General features: G+C 72.0%; 16 protein-coding genes and 1 pseudogene. 7 read left to right on the forward strand and 10 right to left on the reverse strand.

Features of this window, described 5'->3' with window-relative positions; all coding sequences use genetic code 11:
- Window positions 1–54: 54 nt before the first annotated feature.
- Both ABT114_RS19940 and ABT114_RS19945 read left to right on the forward strand, forming a co-directional pair.
- Complete coding sequence (locus ABT114_RS19940) at window positions 55–696, forward strand: TetR/AcrR family transcriptional regulator (protein WP_351144123.1); 642 nt, start codon at window positions 55–57, stop codon at window positions 694–696.
- A 35-nt stretch (window positions 697–731) separates the two neighbouring features.
- Window positions 732–1,454, forward strand: coding sequence for an ArsR/SmtB family transcription factor (locus ABT114_RS19945; RefSeq protein WP_502988345.1), 723 nt, complete (start codon window positions 732–734; stop codon window positions 1,452–1,454).
- Window positions 1,455–1,476: 22 nt separating this feature from the next.
- On the opposite strand, the gene ABT114_RS19950 is transcribed toward ABT114_RS19945, so the two are convergent.
- A complete protein-coding gene (locus ABT114_RS19950; RefSeq protein WP_351144235.1) occupies window positions 1,477–1,671 on the reverse strand; it encodes a hypothetical protein in 195 nt (64 codons plus the stop codon).
- Between ABT114_RS19950 and ABT114_RS19955 the strand changes: the two are divergent.
- Window positions 1,580–2,473: pseudogene (locus tag ABT114_RS19955) on the forward strand (DMT family transporter); the annotation flags it as partial. The gene ABT114_RS19950 and the pseudogene ABT114_RS19955 sit on opposite strands and share 92 nt — an antisense overlap.
- A 31-nt stretch (window positions 2,474–2,504) precedes the next feature.
- On the opposite strand, the gene ABT114_RS19960 reads toward ABT114_RS19955, so the two are convergent.
- From ABT114_RS19960 to ABT114_RS19995, 8 genes are all read right to left on the reverse strand, one after another.
- Complete coding sequence (locus ABT114_RS19960) at window positions 2,505–3,587, reverse strand: Zn-dependent alcohol dehydrogenase (RefSeq protein ID WP_351144125.1); 1,083 nt, start codon at window positions 3,585–3,587, stop codon at window positions 2,505–2,507.
- Window positions 3,588–3,631: 44 nt separating this feature from the next.
- Window positions 3,632–5,020 (reverse strand): aldehyde dehydrogenase family protein, encoded by a 1,389-nt coding sequence (locus tag ABT114_RS19965; RefSeq protein WP_351144126.1) that lies wholly within the window; start codon window positions 5,018–5,020, stop codon window positions 3,632–3,634.
- A 107-nt stretch (window positions 5,021–5,127) separates the two neighbouring features.
- Window positions 5,128–6,465, reverse strand: coding sequence for an ABC transporter ATP-binding protein (locus ABT114_RS19970; protein WP_351144127.1), 1,338 nt, complete (start codon window positions 6,463–6,465; stop codon window positions 5,128–5,130).
- A 251-nt stretch (window positions 6,466–6,716) separates the two neighbouring features.
- Window positions 6,717–7,979, reverse strand: coding sequence for an MFS transporter (locus ABT114_RS19975; protein WP_351144128.1), 1,263 nt, complete (start codon window positions 7,977–7,979; stop codon window positions 6,717–6,719).
- A gap of 84 nt (window positions 7,980–8,063) precedes the next feature.
- Window positions 8,064–9,491, reverse strand: coding sequence for a CitMHS family transporter (locus tag ABT114_RS19980; protein WP_351144129.1), 1,428 nt, complete (start codon window positions 9,489–9,491; stop codon window positions 8,064–8,066).
- A 136-nt stretch (window positions 9,492–9,627) separates the two neighbouring features.
- Complete coding sequence (locus ABT114_RS19985; protein ID WP_351144130.1) at window positions 9,628–11,880, reverse strand: molybdopterin oxidoreductase family protein; 2,253 nt, start codon at window positions 11,878–11,880, stop codon at window positions 9,628–9,630.
- A 114-nt stretch (window positions 11,881–11,994) separates the two neighbouring features.
- On the reverse strand, window positions 11,995–12,612 hold the full coding sequence (locus ABT114_RS19990) for a TetR/AcrR family transcriptional regulator (RefSeq protein ID WP_351144131.1): 618 nt from the start codon (window positions 12,610–12,612) through the stop codon (window positions 11,995–11,997).
- The gene (locus ABT114_RS19995; protein ID WP_351144132.1) at window positions 12,609–13,217 is read right to left on the reverse strand and encodes a hypothetical protein; all 609 of its coding nucleotides are present in this window, start codon (window positions 13,215–13,217) and stop codon (window positions 12,609–12,611) included. The genes ABT114_RS19990 and ABT114_RS19995 overlap by 4 nt, the downstream gene beginning before the upstream one ends.
- Window positions 13,218–13,394: 177 nt before the next feature.
- Here ABT114_RS19995 and hmgA point away from each other — a divergent pair, with 177 nt between their 5' ends.
- The 3 genes from hmgA (at window position 13,395) to ABT114_RS20010 (ending at window position 16,843) form a co-directional block, all read left to right on the forward strand.
- Window positions 13,395–14,741, forward strand: a complete 1,347-nt coding sequence (hmgA, locus tag ABT114_RS20000; protein WP_351144133.1) for a homogentisate 1,2-dioxygenase — start codon at window positions 13,395–13,397, stop codon at window positions 14,739–14,741.
- Window positions 14,738–15,487, forward strand: a complete 750-nt coding sequence (locus ABT114_RS20005; RefSeq protein WP_351144134.1) for a GntR family transcriptional regulator — start codon at window positions 14,738–14,740, stop codon at window positions 15,485–15,487. Before hmgA ends, ABT114_RS20005 begins: the two co-directional genes overlap by 4 nt.
- A 195-nt stretch (window positions 15,488–15,682) precedes the next feature.
- The gene (locus ABT114_RS20010) at window positions 15,683–16,843 is read left to right on the forward strand and encodes a type ISP restriction/modification enzyme (RefSeq protein ID WP_351144135.1); all 1,161 of its coding nucleotides are present in this window, start codon (window positions 15,683–15,685) and stop codon (window positions 16,841–16,843) included.
- Between the two features lie 73 nt (window positions 16,844–16,916).
- Here ABT114_RS20010 and ABT114_RS20015 read toward each other — a convergent pair whose 3' ends face one another.
- The gene (locus ABT114_RS20015; RefSeq protein WP_351144136.1) at window positions 16,917–18,644 is read right to left on the reverse strand and encodes an amidohydrolase; all 1,728 of its coding nucleotides are present in this window, start codon (window positions 18,642–18,644) and stop codon (window positions 16,917–16,919) included.
- Between the two features lie 159 nt (window positions 18,645–18,803).
- Here ABT114_RS20015 and ABT114_RS20020 point away from each other — a divergent pair, with 159 nt between their 5' ends.
- On the forward strand, window positions 18,804–18,926 hold the full coding sequence (locus ABT114_RS20020; protein ID WP_351144137.1) for a hypothetical protein: 123 nt from the start codon (window positions 18,804–18,806) through the stop codon (window positions 18,924–18,926).
- Window positions 18,927–18,957: the final 31 nt, after the last annotated feature.

Consider the following 18,957-nt stretch of genomic DNA (forward strand, 5'->3'; position numbering starts at 1 on the left):
CGTACATTTAAATTAGCACTGCTAGTTTCCAGCTGCAGCCCTACTATGTGCGCCATGGCCCGACCGCGCAAGCCCCTCCTCAGCACCGACCGGATCGTCGAGACGGCGCGCACCCTCGTGGACGCGGAGGGCCTGGCGGCGGTCTCCACGCGCCGGCTCGCCGCCGAACTGGGGGTGAGCGGGCCTTCGCTGTACAACCATTTCCGTACGAAGGACGAGATCCTGGAGGCGGTCGCCGACTCGGTGAGCGCCCAGGTCGACCTGTCGATGTTCGAGGACGACCGGGACTGGCGGACGGCGCTGCACGACTGGGCCGTCTCCTACCGCGCCGCCCTGCGCGAGCACCCGAACATCGTCCCGGTGCTCGCCCACGGCCCCGGCCGCCGTCCGGCCGGCCTGCGGCTCGCGGACGCGGTCTACGGCGCGATGGTCGAGGCGGGCTGGCCGCCCGCGCAGGCCACCTCGATCGGCGCGCTGATGCGGTACTTCGTCATGGGTTCGGCGCTCGGCTCGTTCGCCGGCGGGTTCGTGGACGACGAGAGCGCGTACGACCCCGCCGACTACCCTCACCTCGGGCAGGCGCACCTTCTCGCCGAGCAGCAGGAGAAGATCGACGAGCGGGCCTTCGAGACCGGGCTGACGGCGCTGCTGGACGGGCTGGCGCAGCAGTACGCGCAGGTGCGGCAGACCGCGTAACGACACTTCGGTGGGCGCCGAAAGGTCCGTGCCCCATGCTGGGACGCATGACCACCAGGGACCCTCAGGCCGCTCAGCTGGCCCGGTTCGCCGCGCTGATCGCCGACGAGACACGGGCCGCCTGTCTGCTGGCGCTGCTCGACGGGCGGGCGTGGACCGCCGGTGAGCTGGCCCGGCACGCGGGCGTCGCCGCGTCGACGCTCAGCGAGCACCTGAGCAGGCTGGTCGCGGGCGGGCTGCTCGCCGAGGAACGGCAGGGCCGGCACCGGTACGTACGACTGGCCGACGCGCGGGCCGCACAGCTGGTGGAGGACCTGGTGGCCCAGGGAGCGCCTGAGGGCACCCGGCGCCCGCGGAATCTACGGGAGTCGAGCGCCGGGTCGGCGATGGCCCGCGGCCGCACCTGCTACGACCACCTCGCCGGCCGCCTCGGCATCGCGGTCACGGACGCGCTGACCACGCGCGGGCTGCTTCGCCAGGACACCGGGTTCGCCCTCACGGACGCGGGGGTGCGGTGGTTCGACTCCGCGGGCATCGGCCTCGACCCGCGTGGCCGGCGACCACTGGCCCGCGCCTGCCTCGACTGGACCGAGCGCCGCCCCCACCTCGCGGGCGTCGCGGGCGCGGCGCTGTGCCGGCACGCCCTGGACGCGGGCTGGTGCGTGCGCATCGGCTCCGAGCGGGCCGTGAAGGTGACGGCGGCCGGTGAGCTCGCGCTGTCCGAGCTGCTCGGGATCGAGGCAGGGGCGCTGCGCTGAGCAGCGCCCCGTCCGAAATCCGCTAGCCCGTCTTCCCTTCCCTTCCTAGTCTCGGGAGCATGATGAACACCTCGCCGCCCCGTCGCACGGAGCTGCTCGCCGCCGGTGCGGCCACCGTCACCGTCGTGCTGTGGGCCTCCGCCTTCGTCTCGATCCGCAGCGCGGGCGCAGCGTACTCGCCGGGCGCGCTGGCGCTCGGACGGCTGCTGGCGGGCACGGTCGTGCTGGGGGTGATCTGGGCCGTACGGCGTGAGGGTTGGCCGCCGCGGGCGGCCTGGCGCGGGATCGCGGTGTCGGGGGTGCTGTGGTTCGGCTTCTACATGGTGGTGCTCAACTGGGGCGAGCAGCAGGTCGACGCGGGCACGGCGGCCCTGGTCGTGAACGTCGGGCCCATCCTGATCGCCCTGCTGGGCGCCCGGCTGCTCGGTGACGCGATGCCGCCGCGGCTGCTGGCGGGGATGTCGGTGTCGTTCGCGGGGGCGGTGACCGTGGGGCTGTCGATGTCGGGCGGGGGCGGTTCCTCGCTGCTCGGGGTGGTGCTGTGCCTACTGGCGGCGGTCGGGTACGCCGGTGGGGTCGTGGCGCAGAAGCCGGCCCTTGGGCGGGCGAGCGCGCTGCAGGTGACGACATTCGGGTGTCTGGTCGGTGCCGTGCTCTGCCTGCCGTTCGCCGGGCAGTTGGTGCAGGAGGCGGCGAAGGCGCCCCTCTCCGCCACGCTCAACATGGTCTACCTGGGCGTCTTCCCGACCGCGCTCGCCTTCACGACCTGGGCGTACGCCCTGGCCCGTACGACCGCCGGCCGCATGGGCGCGACGACGTACGCGGTCCCCGCGCTGGTCGTCCTGATGTCATGGCTGGTGCTGGGCGAGGTACCCGGGGCGCTCACCCTGGCCGGCGGGGCGCTCTGCCTGGCGGGGGTGGCGGTGTCGCGGTCGCAGCGGCGCACGGTGCGGGCTGCGGTCGCCGAACCGCGGCCCGACGCGTGTCCTGAGCCACGATCCGCACGTGACCGCGGTCGCCGGACCGCGGCCCGGACGCGTGTTCTGGGCCTCAGAAGACCACCAGCGCCCGTCCCCCCTTCCCCGCCAGCATGTTCTCGAACGCCGCCGGGATGCCGTCCAGGGCGATCCGCTCCGTCATCAGGGCGCCCAGGTCCAGGCGGCCCGCCCGTACGTGTTCGGCCAGGACCGGGAGGTCCTCCGCCGGGTTGGAGTTGCCGTAGACGCAGCCGGAGAGCGTGCGGCCCCAGTGGAAGAGCTCCAGGGCGTTGAAGGTGACCTGCTGGTCCTTGCCGCCGATGCCGACGACCGTGGTGCGGCCGCCGCGGCGGGTGGACTCCCAGGCCGTGCGGATGGTGACGGCGCGGCCCACGCACTCGACGGCGACGTCGACGCCCTGTTTGCCGGTGAGGGCGCGGATCTCGCGGGCCGTGGTGTCGGAGGCGACGACGTAGTCGGTGGCGCCTGCGGTGCGCGCCAGTTCCTCCTTCTCGGGGGAGACGTCGACGGCGATGATCCGCGAGGCGCCGGCGATGCGGGCCGCCTGGAGGGCGGCGAGGCCCACTCCCCCGGCGCCGAACACCGCCACCGTCTCCCCCGGCCGTACCTCCGCCGAGTTGTGGACGGCCCCGTAGCCGGTGAGGACCGCGCAGCCCAGCAGGGCCGCGTCGGTGAGCGGGACTCCTGGCGGGGCCGGGAGGACGCAGGCCGCGGACACCACCGTCTCCTCGGCGAACGCGGCGACGTTCAGGCCGGGGTGCAGGTCGGTACCGTCGACGGTGCGGGCGTACACGTCGGCCGCGCCGTCGAGGGCGCTGGCGCACAGCCAGACCTCGCCGAGCGAGCAGGCGTGGCAACGCCCGCAGGACGGCGCCCAGTTGAGGACGACGGAAGCGCCGGGCGAGACATGGGTGACCCCCTCGCCCACGGCCACGACCGTGCCCGCGCCCTCGTGGCCGAGGACCGCGGGGACCGGCACCCGCATGGTCCCGTCGGACAGGGACAGATCGGAGTGGCAGACCCCGGCGGCGGCAAGCCGGACCCGCACCTGGCCCGGGCCGGGCTCCGGGAGGTCGATCTCGGTGATCTCCAGCGCGGAGCCGACGGCGGGCAGGACGGCGGCACGGACGGCCATGATGGGCGACTCCCCTGGAACCGGAGGGACTGGAGCTGGAGGGACTAGAACTGGAGGGACTTGGTCTGGAGGTACTCGGACAGGCCGTGCGCGCCGAGCTCGCGACCCACCCCCGACTGCTTGTAACCGCCGAAGGGTGCCAACGGGTTGAAGCGGCCGCCGTTGATGTCGACCTGGCCGGTCTCCATACGGCGGGCGAAGGCCACCGCCTCCGCCTCGTCCCCGGCCCAGACGGCGCCGGCGAGGCCGTACACCGTGCCGTTGGCGATGCGCAGCGCGTCCTCCTCGTCGTCGTAGCGCAGGATCGACAGGACGGGCCCGAAGATCTCCTCCTGCGCGATCGTCATGTCGGGGGTGACGTCGGCGAAGACCGTGGGGGCGACGAAGTAGCCGTGGTCGCGCGGGGATTCGGTGCCGCCCGCGACCAGGCGGGCGCCCTCCGCCACGCCCTGGTCGATGTAACTCCGCACCCGTGCCCGCTGCTTGGCGTTGACCAGCGGGCCGATGCGGTCGCCGTACTTCGCGGCGGCCTTGGCGGCCAGCCCGACCGCCTCCTCGTACCGGGAGGCGTGCACCAGCATGCGCGTCCAGGCGCTGCACGTCTGGCCGGAGTTGGACATCACGTTGGCGACACCGACGTTCACCGCCTTCGCGAGGTCGGCGCTCGGCAGGATGACGTTGGCGGACTTGCCGCCGAGTTCCAGGGCCACCTTCTTGACGGCGGCACCGGCCGTGGCGCCGATCTGCCGGCCGACGGCGGTGGAGCCGGTGAAGGAGACGAGGTCGACTCCCGGGTGCTCGGCGAGGGCCTGGCCGGCCACCGGGCCGAGGCCGGTGACGAGGTTGAAGACGCCCGCGGGCACACCGGCCTCGTGCACCGCCTCGGCGAAGAGCTGGGCGGTGAGCGGGGTGTCCTCGGCGGGCTTCAGGACGACCGTGCAGCCCGCCGCGAGCGCCGGGGCGACCTTGGCGACGATCTGGTGGAGGGGGTAGTTCCAGGGTGTGATCGCGCCGACCACACCGATCGGCTCATGGTGGACGGTCGAGTTGCCGACCTTCTCCTGGAAGGCGTACGTCGCCGCGAGTTCGGCGTACGAGCCCGCGACCGCGATGGGGACGCCCGCGTGGACGGCCTGCGAGAACTCCAGGGGTGAGCCGAGTTCCGCGGTGACCGTCTCGGCGATCTCGTCCTTGCGGGCCACGAGGACGTCCCGCAGTGCGGTCAGGCGCGCGGCGCGCTCGGTGGGTTCGGTCGCGGCCCAGGCCGGGAGGGCGGCCCGGGCGGCCCGTACGGCGGTGTCGACGTCCAGGGCGGTGCCCGCGGGGACCCGGCCGACGATCTGCTCGTCGACCGGGTTCACGACCTCGATCACGTCCTGGCCGGCGGCGGGGCGCCAGGCGCCGTCGATGTAGATGCCGTCGTGTGCCTTCATCGTGCTTCCTCCCGGGCGGGGCCGCGGCTCTGCGTCTTCCGGCTCACAAACTAGCGTTGTTAGTTTTTGCGCGCCAGACACCTTCCACCCTAGAAGCCCCGGCGCCCTCACTCCTCCAGGTCCGGCAAGTGGTCCGGCCGCGGGCAGATGCGGTCACCGTGCTGGTCGAAGACGAACAGGTGGGCCAGGTCGACGAGGAGGGGGACCTGCATGCCGTGCCGGAGGTCGAAGTCGGGGGTCGTGCGCACGACGAGGTCACCGGGCAGGCGGCCCTCCGGCGGGACCGGAGCGGGGTCGGCCTCCGCCGCGTGGTCCAGGACGACCACCGGTCCGGCGCGCAGGCTTCCCGCGCGTTCCCGCAGACGGTCCAGGACCCTGCCCTCACGGCGCCTGCGGCGGGCTGGACGGGGGACGGGGCGCGGCGCCTCCAGATCCGGTACGACGGCCAGGCGCGAGCCGGTGTTGAAGTGGACCAGCACCTCGTGCCCCTGGAACTCCACGTGCTCCACCAGGCCGGTGATCGCCACCTCGCCGGGCCGGGCGGCGGTGCGCTCGGCGATGCGGACGGCCTCCGAGCGCAGCCCGACGATCACCTCGCGGCCCTGCTGCACCCGCAGCAACTGGTGGTCCAGGGAGAGGGGTTCGGGCAGCCGGAGATACTGCTTGCCGAGGCTGATGGTCATCGCTCCGTCGAGCGGGGCGCGGACCAGGCCGCGCAGCAGGTTGATGCGCGGGGTGCCGATGAAGGCGGCGACGAAGACGTTGCGGGGCAGTGCGTAGACCGAGCGCGGGGTGTCGACCTGCTGGAGCACCCCGCCGCGCAGTACGGCGACCCGGTCGCCGAGCGACATGGCCTCGGCCTGGTCGTGGGTCACGTACACCGTGGTGACGCCCAACTCCCGGGTCAGCTTGGAGATCTCGGCCCGCAGGTGGTTGCGGAGCTTGGCGTCGAGGTTGGACAGCGGCTCGTCCATGAGGAACGCGGACGGGTGCCGGGAGATGGCCCGGCCCATGGCGACGCGCTGGCGTTCACCGCCGGAGAGCTGGCTGGGGAAACGGTCGAGGAGGTCCTCGATGCCGAGCATGCGCGCGGTGGCGTCCACGCGCGGACGCGGGTCCGCGCCGGGTGTCTCGATCCGCAGCGGGAAGCCGATGTTGTCCCGGCTGGTCATGCTCGGGTAGAGGGCGAAGTTCTGGAAGACCATCGCGATGTCCCGCCCGGACGGCGGCAGGTCGTTGGCGTACTCGCCGTCGAGGCGCAGCACGCCCTCGTCGATGTCCTCCAGGCCGGCGATCATTCTGAGCACCGTGGACTTGCCGCATCCGGAGGGCCCTAGCAGGACCAGGAACTCGCCGGGCGCGATGTCCAGCGAGAGCCGGTCCACCACGCGGACGCCTCGTGCGTAGGCCTTGCTCACGTCGTGCAGGGAGATGGCGAGTGTCATGAAAGTGTCCCCGGGGGCTCACTAGGGCGCTGGTGCTCCGCGGTCGAATTGTCCCGTGCGGGTCGTACGGGGCTGTGAGTCACGGAAGTTAACGGACCGTGCGCGGCCGGGGGAAGACACTTGACGGGATCCGGGGACTCCGGTCCAGTGGGTGAGAAAGCGGACGGTCACATTCAGCGGGCGGCGGGTGTCGGGCGCGGCTCGCGGACCCGCCTGGCGGATCACGGAAGCGACGCCGTACGCCCCCTCGGCTATCGCCGGCTGTCGCTCTTCCGGCTCGACGACGGCCAAAGACGCCGAGCCGCTCCGCTCACCGCCCCGCCCGCCGGCCCGCCGCCGTCCCGCGCGGACCTGTCCGGCGACCGCAGCGCGACGCCCGAGGACAGCAGCAACAACGCCCCGAGCATCACGAACGGCGCGGCCACGCCCGCCACTCCCGCGACCAGGCCGGCCGCGGCGGGCGCGGCGACCTGGCCGAGGCGGTTGCCGGTCAGGCGCAGGGCGAGGGCGGTGGAGCGGGCGCCGTCGGGGGCGGCCTGGACGACCGTCGTCATGGACAGCGGCTGGCCGACGCCCAGGCAGAAGCCGAGGGCGACGAGTATCAGGCCCAGCGTCCACACCGGCACCGGCAGCGCGATCCCGGCGCACAGCACCGCCGCCAGCAGGCAGGTGACGGCGAGCAGCAGGGCGCGGCCGAGCAGCCGCAGCAGCGGGGTCAGCACCAGGCGGCAGGCGATGGTGGCCGCCGCGCGCAGGCTCAGCAGCACGCCGACGACCGACGGCGCGATGCCCCGGTGCTCGCCGACCACCGGGAGGTACGCCGTCAGGATGTCGGTCGCGGAGAGCACGGAGAGGCTGACGAAGATGCCCGCGGGCACTCCCCGGGCCCGGAGAATGCGGCTGACGGGGACGCGTTCGCCTTGCGCGGTAAGGGACTTGGCGGCCGTACGGTCCTCGATGCGCCACAGTGACGTGAACGCGACCGCCGCCCCCGCGCCCGCCACGACGAGCGCCAGCGCGCTGCTGGCCGCCATGTCGGGGCCGCCGATCAGGACACCCGCCGCGACCGGCCCGATCAGCTGGCCGAGGGAGGCGCCGATGGTGAAGTGACCGAAGTTGCGGTCCTGTTCGTGCGGGGCGGACTGGCGGGCGACGAGCGACTGGGCGCCGATCACGAAGCACAGGTGGCCAAGTCCCATCACGCCGCTCCACAGGGCCATCGCCCAGAGGGAATCGGCGAGGCCGCTCAGGACGCAGCCGCCGGATATGAGGACGACGCCGACCGGCAGCAGGGGGGCGCAGCGGCCGTGGTCGGTGCGGCGGCCGAGCGGTACGGCGGCGAAGAGCGGGAGCAGGGCGTAGACGCCCGCGATGACACCGACCGCCCGCTCGTCCGCACCCAGTGCGAGGGCCCGGTAGGAGACGGCGGGCCGGGCCATCGACACCGCCCCCTGCGCGAAGCCGAAGGCGATGACGAGACGGAGCAGCCAGCCGCGGTTCCCACCGGGCCTCATGATGTTGTCCTCCAACGAGCGGTCGGTCGAGCGGTTGGCCGAGCGATCAATCCAGCGATCACATTCGAGCGATCAACCGACCGATCAGATGATGCCGAACAGGATTCCCGCGCCGAGCACCACCAGCGAGGTGAGCGCGGCCCACTTCACCACGAACTTGGTGTGGTCGCCGAACTCGACCTTGGCCATGCCGACCAGGACGTACACGGCGGGCACCAGCGGGCTGGACATGTGCAGCGGCTGGCCGACGATCGAGGCGCGGGCGATCTCCAGGGTGGAGACGCCATGGGCCTGGCCGGCCTCGGCGAGCACCGGGAGGATGCCGAAGTAGAAGCCGTCGTTCGACATGAAGTACGTCAGCGGGATGCTCAGGACGCCAGTGACGAAGGCCATGTGCGGGCCCATCCCGGCAGGGATGTTGTCCACCAGCCACTTGGCCATGTGGTCCACCATGCCGGTGCCCTGGAGGACGCCGGTGAAGACGGCGGCGGCGAAGACCATGCCGGAGACGTTGAGCACGTTCTCGGCGTGGGCGCCCAGGCGGGCCTTCTGGTCGGGCATGTGCGGGAAGTTCACGGTGAGCGCGAGCGCGGCGCCGAGCAGGAACAGCACCGGGATCGGCAGCCACTCCATGATCATGGCCGTGAGCAGAGTGACCGTGAGCAGCGCGTTGAACCAGTACAGCTTGGGGCGCAGGGTGGGCCGGGCGGGGTCGAGGACCTTGAGCATGCCGTCGTCCTCGTCGGGCTCGTCGGCGTCCGTGCCGGAGCCCGAAGCGGAGCCCGCGGCGTCACCGAGCCCGCCCTTCCTGCCCGCACCCGCACCCGCACCCGCACCGACCAGCACCGTCTCCGTCTCCGGCTGCGGCTCCTCCACCAGCACCTCGTCCAGCGTCAGCACGCCGAGCCGCTTGCGCTCGCGGCGGCCGAGGACGTAGGCGAGGGCGAGGACGCCCAGCAGACCGACGGCGAGGGCGGGGATCATCGGGACGAAGATGTCGCTGGCGTCCACCTTCAGCGCGGTGGCGGCGCGGGCGGTCGGGCCGCCCCACGGCAGGGTGTTCATCACGCCGTTGGCCATGGCCGCGACACCGGTCATCACGACCAGGCTCATCTTCAGGCGCTTGTACAGCGGGTACATCGCCGAGACGGTGATCATGAAGGTGGTCGAGCCGTCGCCGTCGAGCGACACGATCGCGGCGAGGACCGCGGTGCCGATGACGATGCGGAGCGGGTCGGCCTTGCAGAACTTCAGGATTCCCCGAACGATCGGGTCGAAGAGGCCGACATCGATCATCACACCGAAGTAGACGATCGCGAACATGAGCATCGCCGCGGTGGGGGCGAGGCTGGTGACGCCGTCGATGACGTAGTCACCGAGCTTGGCGCCCTTGCCGACAAAGACACAGAACAGTGCCGGGATCAGCACGAGCGCCGCGATCGGCGACATCTTCTTCAGCATGATCAGGACCAGGAAGGTCGCGATCATCGCGAAGCCGAGGATGGTCAACATGAGTGGATACCTAACGTTCGCCCTTGAACATCCCACCAGTGGGTCGGCGGTGCGTCGACGTTAGGTCGCGGTAAACAGCGTTAACAAGACGTTGACACGCGAGCAATAAGCGCAAAACTCCAGGTCACAGCTTTGCTCAGGTCAGCGCGGTGAGCTTTTCGGTCACGGGAGCGAGTTCGACGGGCACGCCGTTGAGGACCGCGTTGCCCGACAGCGGGTCGAGCAGGCTGCCGTCGAGGAGCTGGTTGACGTTGACGCCGGGGTCGGTGGCGGCGTGGCCGAGGCGGGTGCCGGGCCGATCGTGGCCCCAGCCGTGCGGCAGGCTCACCACGCCCCGGCGCACGCCGTCCGTGACCTCCGCCGGGGCGGTCGCCTCTCCCCCGGCGCCCTTCACCCGCACCGGCGCCCCGTCGCGCACGCCGAGCCGTTCGGCGTCCTCGGGGTGGATGTGCAGGGTGCAACGGTTGGTGCCGCCGGTGAGGGCGGGGACGTTGTGCATCCAGCTGTTGTTGGAGCGCAGGTGTCGGCGGCCGACGAGGACGAGCCCGTCGGGGCGCTCCCGCAGGGCCTGCCGGAGCCGTGGCAGGTCGGCGGCGATCGGCTGGGGCAGCAGCTCGACCTGCCCGCTCCTGGTCTTGAGCGGCTGCGGCAGCCGGGAGCTCAGCGGTCCGAGGTCGATGCCGTGCGGGTGGGCGAGCAGCTTGTCCAGGCTCAGCCCGTCGGGGCGGGCGCCGAAGCCATCGCCGTAGGGGCCGAGGCGCAGCATCATGTCCAGCCGCCGCTCCGGCCCGGTGTCGCCGGTGAGCAGGGCGGCCAGCTCACGCGGGTCGCGGCCGTGCACCGGGGAGTGCGGGTCCTTGACGGCCTTGCCCAGGGTCTGGTCGACGACGAGTGCGTCGACGGCGGACGGGTCGGCGCCGTGCATGCCGGTCGCCGCCAGGGTCAGCCGGGCCAGGATCTCGGTCTCTGCCATCCGGCCGGGTTCGAGGGGGACGGCGGGGCGGGTGTAGCGGACCTGGTTGCGTACGGCGAGGGTGTTGAAGGCGAAGTCGTGGTGCGGGCTCTGCGAGGGCGGGGGCGGCGGCAGTACGACGTCGGCGTGGCGGGAGGTCTCGTTGAGGTACGGGTCGACGCTGACCATGAAGTCCAGTGAGTCCAGGGCCTTGTCGAGCCGGTCGCCGTCGGGTGCGGACAGCACGGGGTTGGCGGCGACGGCGACGAGCGCGCGGATCGGCTCGCCCTCGGCGGTGGCGGTGTCGATCTCCTCGGCGAGCGCGGAGAGCGGCAGCTCGCCCTTCGCCTCGGGATGTTGGCTCACCCGGGAGTGCCAGCGGCCGAGGGCGAAACCGTGCCCGGGTCCGGCGGGGCGGGGCGTGCGGTCGGTGGCGGCCTGCGGGAAGAGGGCGCCGCCGGGGCGGTCGAGGTTGCCGGTGAGGATGTTGAGGACGTCGACGAGCCAGCTGGCCAGCGTGCCGTGCGGGACCGTGCAGCTGCCGATGCGGCCGTATACGGCGGCGGTGGGGGCGGCGGCGAGTTCGCGGGCGAGGGCGCGGATCACGGGGGCCTCGACGTCACACGGCCCGGAGACGGCCTCGGGCGTGAAGTCCCGTACGGATTCCCGGAGTTCCTCGACGCCCTGGACATGGGGCGCGAGGTCCTTGAGGTCGACGAGGTCCTCCTCGAAGAGGACGTACGCCATCGCCGCGAGCAGCAGGGCATCGGTGCCGGGCCGGATCGCGAGGTGCCGGTCGGCGAGTTTGGCGGTGCGGGTGCGGCGCGGGTCGACGACGGTGAGGGTGCCGCCGCGGGCCTTGAGGGCCTTGAGTTTGCCGGGGAAGTCGGGGGCGGTGCACAGACTCCCGTTGGATTCCAGCGGGTTGGCGCCCAGGAGCAGCAGGTGGTCGGTGCGGTCCAGGTCCGGTACGGGGATGGCGTTGGCGTCGCCGTACAGCAGTCCGCTGGAGACGTGCTTGGGCATCTGGTCGACCGTGGAGGCGGTGAACAGGCTGCGGGTGCCGAGGCCGGCGATCAGGACCGGCGGGTAGAGGGCGCCGGCCATGGTGTGCACGTTGGGGTTGCCGAGGACGACTCCGACGGCGTTCGGCCCGTACCGCTCGGCGACGGGCCGGATACCGGCCGCGACCGCGTCGAACGCCTCCTCCCAAGTGGCCTCGCGCAGCTCCCCGTCCCTGCGTACGAGCGGGGTGCGCAGCCGGTCGGGGTCGCCGTCGACGGCCCCGAAGGAGGCGCCCTTCGGGCAGATGAACCCGCGGCTGAACACGTCGTCGCGGTCACCGCGGGCCCCGGTCACCCGGGTCCCCTCGATGGTCAGGGTCAGGCCGCAGGTGGCCTCGCACAGGGGGCAGATACGCGGGGCGGTGCGGGACACGGGTCCTCCCGGAGGGCGGCGGCGACGGTGACGCACGTACGTGCCGCCGAGCATACCGACCGGTATGCCCAAAGGGGAGGGCTCGGGAGAGGTCGGTTCAGCGCCCGGGAGATCTCAGTCCAACACCCGCGCCAGATACGCCCGCAGCATCTCCCGCGCCTCCTCGATGATCTTCTCGTCGCCCTGCGGGGCCACCCGGAAGGCGAGGTGGACGAGGGTGTCGGCGGTCTCCACGGCGATCAGGAAGGTGCGGCGCAGGTCCTCGTCGGGGGTGCGGCCGAGGTAGCCGGAGAGCATGTCGCCGAGGCGGTCGGCGACGCGGTGGTTGGGTTCGGCGTGGCGGGCGCCGACCGGTATCTGGTTGCCGAAGTCGACGAGCGAGAAGCCCGGCGCGGTGCGCTTCATGGCCAGGTACTCGTCCAGTACGGCGTCCATGGCCGCGCGCCAGTCGCCCCGCTCGGCCTTCTTCAGCCGCTGAGTGACGCGCTCGGAGTAGCGCTCGAGGTTGCGCTGGGCGAGGGCGTCGGCCATCTGACGCTTGTTACCGAAGAAGCGGTAGACCGAGCCGATGGGGACGCCGGCGCGCAGGGCGACGGCACGGGTGCTCAGGTCGTCGTAGCCGACCTCGTCGAGGAGGTCGGCACAGGCGTCGAGGATCCTGGTCAGCCGTTCGGCACTGCGCCGCTGCACGGGCGCACGGCGTAGCGATGTCGCGTGGGGCACGGGCTTCATGATGCCTCTTGGCCGCGGTCGGGTGAACGTCGACCCCCGGTACGTCGACCGGTGCCCCCTGCGCTCACCGTGGCGGACGCGCTCACGGCGGGTGCCGGCTCGGGCACCGACGCCGTGACGTCCGCCGCGCTTTCGACCGGCTTGCCGTCGACGGCCCACACGGTGTCGTCGTCGGCGTAGAGGCGGGCGGTGACCTGGTGGGTGCCGTGCGGGAGGTAGCCGGCCGCGAGACGGTAGCGGGAACCGCGCAGGACGGCGACGGGCCGCCCGTCCACGAAGAGGAGGGCGACGCCGCGGCCGGGCACCGCCTCCGGCCGTGTACCGGCCGGTGAGAAGCGGAAGTCGCGCACGGTCAGGCGAACGTCCCAGCCGCCGTCGTCGTCGGGCTCCACCTCGATGCCGACCTGCGGTGCGCCCTTCTTGTCCATCTCACGGTACTGCCGCCCTTCCTGGTCCGTGTCGTCGAGGAGCCGGCCCGGCGAGGCGGACTCCCCACTGTTGTGGCTCTTCTGCTCCTGCGCATCGCCGGTGCCGCAGCCCGCCGATCCGACCAGCAGCAGCACACAGACCGCGAGCGCGCCGAGAAGGCTGCGCGTCCACGACATGCCCGGGAGGGTAGAACACCGGTCCGGAACGCGGATCCCCCTGGAGTCTGGTTCTCGCCGCCGATCGCCCCTCCCGGCGAGTACGACCCGAGCCCCGCTTGCGCCCGCGCCCCTCTTGCCTCCAGGAACGCGCAATCCTACGGTGATACATAGGAATCAGGTTGCGAGGGAGCGATCATGAGCGGGGACGCGCGGAAGACCGCCGAAGGGCTGTCCTATCTCTCCGGTTTCGGCAACGAGCACAGCTCGCAGGCGGTGCCGGGCGCACTGCCCGAGGGCCGCAACTCACCGCAGCGCGCCCCCCTGGGCCTGTACGCGGAACAGCTCAGCGGTACGGCGTTCACCGAGCCCAGGGCCCACAACCGCCGCTCGTGGCTCTACCGGATCCATCCCTCGGCCGCCCACCCGGCGTTCACCCGCACCGACAACGGCGGGCTGCGCACCGCGCCCTTCACGGAGACGGTCGCCGACCCGAACCGGCTCCGCTGGAACCCGCTGCCGGATCCCGCGGACGGGACCGACTTCCTGGCGGGCCTGTGGACCCTGGGCGGCAACGGCGACGCGACCCAGCGCACCGGCATGGCCGTGCACCTGTATCACGCCAGTTCCTCCATGGACCGCGTCTTCAGCGACGCCGACGGCGAGCTGCTGATCGTCCCGGAGCGCGGCGGGCTGCTGCTGCGCACGGAGTTCGGACCGCTGCACGCGGAACCCGGCCATGTGGCGCTGATCCCGCGCGGGGTCCGCTTCCGGGTCGAGTTGCTGGACGCCTCCGCCCGCGGCTACGTCTGCGAGAACTACGGCACCCCCTTCCGCCTCCCCGACCTCGGCCCCATCGGCGCCAACGGGCTCGCGAGCGCCCGCGACTTCCGCGCGCCGACCGCCGCGTACGAGGACGTCGAGGGGCCGGTGGAGGTGGTGAACAAGTTCTGCGGCAACCTCTGGACGGCCGTCTACGACCACTCCCCGCTGGACGTGGTCGCCTGGCACGGCAACTACGTGCCGTACGTCTACGACCTGCGCCGCTTCAACGTGATCGGGACGATCTCGTACGACCACCCCGACCCGTCGATCTTCACGGTGCTGACGTCGCCGTCGGACACCCCCGGCCTGGCGGGCGTCGACTTCGTGGTCTTCGCGCCGCGCTGGCTGGTGGGCGAGGACACCTTCCGGCCGCCGTACTTCCACCGCAACGTGATGAGCGAGTACATGGGGCTCGTCGAGGGCGCGTACGACGCGAAGGCGGAGGGCTTCGTGCCGGGCGGCGGCTCGCTGCACAACATGATGTCGGCACACGGCCCGGACCGGGAGACGTTCGACCGGGCGAGCGCCGCCGAGCTGCGGCCGCAGAAGATCGACGACGGACTGGCGTTCATGTTCGAGACCCGCTGGCCGGTGACCCTCACCCCGCAAGCGGCGCGCGCGGAACACCTCCAACAGCGCTACGACGACGTGTGGCAGGGCCTCGAGCGTCACTTCCGCCCGTTGCGCCGAACGTTGCGGACAGGTACGGATAGCCCGTGACCTCCTTCGCCCCGGACTCGCTCGTCCTGAACCGCAAGCTGCCGCTGTGGTACCAGGTGTCGCAGTCGCTACGCGCCTCGATACTCGGCCGCTCGCCCCGGGATCCGCTGCGGCTGCCCACCGAGGAGCAGTTGGCGGGGCACTACGGGGTGAGCGTGCTGACCATGCGGCAGGCGTTGAAGGAACTGGAGGACGAGGGGCTCATCTCCCGCCACCGCAGGCGCGGCACGTTCATCGAGCCGGACGCCCACCGGGGCACGCCCGTACGGCTGCTGGGTTCGGTGGACGCGATCGTGGCCCAGCAGTCCGGGATGACGACCGAGCTGCTGGAGCACGGCCGGGCGCCCCTGCCGGCCGAACTCGCCGAGTACTTCCCGGACCTGGCCGAGGCGGCGACGTACCACCGGCTGCGCAGCGACGAGAAGACCGGCGAACCGACGAACCACGCCCGCAACTACGTCCGGCCGGAACTGGCCGAGCGCATCGACCTGGCGGACCTGGTCCGCTGGCCGATGACGAAGGTGCTGCGGGACGTGGTGGGCGCGGACATCAGCCGCATCACGGACACGGTGGAGGCGCGGCTCGCGGACCCGGAGACGGCGAAGCTGCTCCAAGTCCCGCTGCTGAGCCCGATCCTGCACTACACGGGCGTCACCTACGACACGGCCGGCCGGCCGCTGGACGTGGCGGTCATCCACTACCGCGGCGACCGCTTCTCCTTCACGGTGACCCTCGACGCCACGTAGGCGACGCCACGTAGGCGCTCCGCTGGCAGTGCCGCGATGTGCCGTCGGTCGTCCGCGGCACCATCGTGGCTGGTCACGCCCACGCGGCGGAGCCGCATAGGTCACAGCCCCGCGCCCCTTCCGGGCGCTGCCGAACCGTTCCGGCGGACCAGGCCGGAGCGGGCCCCGGCCCCGGTGTCGCAGGCAGGTCGTACGATGCCCAGCGTGACGCACGACGACGCTCCGCCGCTGGCGGACCTCATGCCGTGGTCCGTCGCACCGCCGCGGCTCGGCCGGGGGTGGCCGACGGGCGCCGACGCGGCGTCCCTGAAGGCTCGCTGGGACGCGCTCATGAAGGCCGAGGGGCCCGACCGGGAGGCGCTGTTCGAGCCGACGCGCTCGCGCACCCCGTACTCGGCGGTGGGCCGGCTGCCCGGCCAGACCAGCGGCACGGAGAAGCTGGTCCGCGCCTCGGGCCCCTGCCCGGAGCCGGTACGCGTCCTGCACGCGCCCTTCGACGAGCAGTGGCTGATTCCCGACCACCGCCTGATCGACGCGGCCCGGCCGGAGTTGTGGCGGGTGACCGACGAGCACCAGATCTTCGTCGTGGAGACGCCGGAGGCCCCCGGCCCCCGCCTCCTCGCCACGTCCCTGCTGCCCCTGCTCCGCCCCGGCCGCGTCCGCCCGCTGTTCCGCCGCCCGGGCGGCACGGAACCGAACCTGGCCCCCGGCCTGCTGGACCACCTGTCCGCCCGCCTCGGCCACTCGCCCACCCCCTTGGACTTCCTGGCCTGGACGCTGGCGACCGTACGCCCCGACCTCACCGTCCCCCTCACGGAGGACCCCGGCCTCTGGGCCCAGGGTGTCGAACTGGGCCGCCGCACACTCTGGCTGATGCGCCGCGACGGCGACCGCCCCAAACTCCCCGGCGGCCGCCGCCCCTACGTCCGCGCCCCGCTCCCCACCCTCCCCCTGGCCGTCCACTACGACCGCGCCGAGGAAACCCTCCACCTCGACGAGGGCCGCATCTCCCCGGTGCCGCCGGAGGCCTGGGACTTCGAGGCGGGCGGGGTCCGGGTGCTGGAGCAGTGGTTCGCGGCACGGACGACCGAGGGCCCGGAGCCGGGCACCCTGGCGGCGATCCGCCCGGTGACCTGGCCGCAGGCGTGGACGTCGGAGCTGCTGGAGCTGATCACCGTGCTGGCGCTGCTGGCGGAACTGCGGCCTCAGCAGCAGGAGCTGACGCAGACGGCGCCGATCACGACAGCGGAGCTGCGCAAGGCGGGCGTGCTGCCGGTACCGGATGCGGCTCACCGGCCGGCGTCGGTCCTCGACCACCACGAAGAGGGCCCGGAAGGCCAGTTCACGCTGATCTAGCCCTTTTGGCGCCGACCTGCGGTGTGCTCGCCACTCGCCGTGCGCAGGTTCGCCCACGGCGAGCGCTGAACGCCTACTTCTGCGCGGCCAGTTCAGGCCCCAGGGAAGCGAACTTCTCCTGCGACACGACCCGCTTGGGCGGCCAGGTGATGTTCTGCGGCGGCCACTTCTGGCCGGTCCTCTTCAGGAACCACTCCGGCGGTTCGTACATCGGCGGCTCATAGCCCTCCGGCAGGGCCGTCCTCCACTCGATGTCCTTCGTCCTTTCCGCGAACTCGTCCTTGATCGCCTTCAGCCGCTCGGGCTGGGTGACGAGGTCCATCGCCGTCGCCGCCAGGTACTTGGCGGCGACGAGCACGGCCGCCTGGCCGGGGGCGGCCGCGGCGCAGGACGCGGTGGACCAGGTGTGCATCTTGGTGCCGATCGGGGCGAGGGCGGCGCCCATCGAGACGGTCGGCACGTTCCAGCTGATGTCGGCGACGTCGGTGGAACCACCGCCCATGAACACGGGGTTGGGCGCGGTCAGTGCGGCCACCTCCGTGTGCATGCCCTTCTGCGGCAGCCCCAGGGACTCCTGGAGCTCCTTCGCCAACTCCTGGGCCTCGTCAGTGAATTCGGGCGGTCCGATCTGCTGCATGTTGTCGTGCATCAGCTCGGCGAAGGCCTGCGAGGGAAGCTGGTTCCAGCAGGCGGAGGTGATCCGGTGCCGCACCTTGGTCTGCGAAGCCTTCGCCGCCGCCTCCGCGACGGCGATCACCTTGTCGAGCAGGACCTGGACCCGGGCGGGGCTGCCTTCACGGACGTAGTACGAGATCTCAGCGATCTCCGGCGTCACGTTCGGGATGTCACCGCCGTTGTTGATCACCCAGTGGAGGCGCCCGCTCGGCGCCAGGTTCTCCTCGCGCAGGAACTCCGACATCGTCGCCATCATCACGGCCGCGTCCAGCGCGCTCTTGTTGCCGAGCGGAGTGCCGCCGTGGCCGGCCACACCCAGGAAGGTGAAGGTGACGGCGGTCATGGCGTTGGTCGTGCCCCAGCCGGTGGCGTTCGCGGTCGAAGGGTGCCAGTCGAGGAACGCGTCGAGGCCGTCGTACACGCCCTTGCTGACCGCGTACGTCTTGCCGATCAGGGCCTCCTCGGCGGTCGAGCCGAAGAACTTCACGGTCACCGGCAGCTTGTGCTTCCTCGCGGCCTGCGCGACGGCCGCCGCTGCTGCCGCTGCGGCCGTGCCGAGGGCGCTGTGACCGCAGCCGTGGCCGGGGCCGTAGCCGGGGGCGAAGGGGTCGTGGACGTACTCGCGCGGGTCGTGATGGCCGACGCCCTTGTGCTGCGAGAGGCCGGGCAGGGCGTCGTACTCGCCACTGAAGCCGAGAACGGGGCCGCCCTGGCCGTACGAGAAGGTCGCGGTGAACGCCGTCGGGAAGCCGGCGGTGCCGAACTCGACCTCGAATCCGGCCTTTTCGAGGAAGGCGGCCTCCGCGAGCGAGGACTTCCACTCGCGCAGGCTGAGCTCGGCGTTCTCCCAGATCTCGGAATTGAGACTGGTGATCCGGGCCGCCTGATCCCTGATCCAGTCCAGCGCGGACGTCTTGGCGGGGCTGTCCTGGGCGAGTCCGCTGGGCGCCTCGTACGCGGACGCGGTGGTGTCGGCCGAGGCGGCCATCACCGGGTCGGCCTCGGCGGCCATGACGGCAGTCGTGACACCGGCCGCGCCCAGCAGCTGCATGATGCGGCGGCGGCTCAGGCCCTGACCATTCGTACCGGTCGTCTCATGGTCATGCTGATCGTGCAGGTCACACACGCGCACCTCCGGTGGTGAGGTTCGGTATAGCTGCCACTTGAATCGTGTAAACGATCAGTCACCCTGGACCCGGAAGATTGCCTCGTCAACATCCGTGCATGACAAAGGTGTTACGCGCGGTGTTTCGCGGGGCGTCACCCGTGGGTCATGGTCCCTGTCATGGAGCCGCCCCTTCGCCTGCCCCTCGAAGGCATCACCGTCGTCGCCGTCGAACAGGCCGTCGCCGCCCCGCCTCGACCCTGGACCACCACGAAGAGGGCACGGAGGGACAGTTCGCACTGATCTGACAATTGGGTTCAGCTGATCTGACGCT

The sequence above is a fragment of the Streptomyces sp. NPDC002088 genome (genome assembly GCF_040296605.1).
Taxonomy (GTDB): Bacteria; Actinomycetota; Actinomycetes; order Streptomycetales; family Streptomycetaceae; genus Streptomyces.